1 pseudogene is annotated in these 405 nt (G+C 75.6%); it reads left to right on the forward strand.

The window, feature by feature from the left end:
• Window positions 1-405, forward strand: a pseudogene (locus tag D588_RS28275) (hypothetical protein); the annotation flags it as partial.

Below are 405 nucleotides of genomic sequence, written 5' to 3' on the forward strand. Positions count from 1 at the left end.
TGGCGCAAGCCCTCGCCGCTGCCGCCGTTGCCGCGCGACGACGACGCCGCGCTGGCGGCGAGCGCCGCGGTGCCGGTGGTCGCGCACCGTGATGTCGATGCGCCGGAACTGCCGCCGCTGGAGCCGGCCGAGCCGCTGGCCGAGGAGGAGACGGTCGCCCGCGACCACGAGGCGTTGGAAGAGTGGTCGCGCGCCGACCATCTGGACCACGCTGCCGCCGATCACGCCGATCACCACACCGCGCTCGACGACGACGCCTTCGAGCGGGTGCTGGCGCAGCAGTCGCTGCGGCAGGCGCCGGCCGATGCGCCGCTGTCCGCGGACAACGACGACGACCATTCCGCTGGCGTGTCCGATGCCCATTCGGAGGCCGCACCGGCCGCCGAGCCGGCTGCCGAGGCGCCG

The organism is Xanthomonas sp. SHU 308 (assembly GCF_000364645.1).
Lineage (GTDB): Bacteria > Pseudomonadota > Gammaproteobacteria > Xanthomonadales > Xanthomonadaceae > Xanthomonas_A > Xanthomonas_A sontii.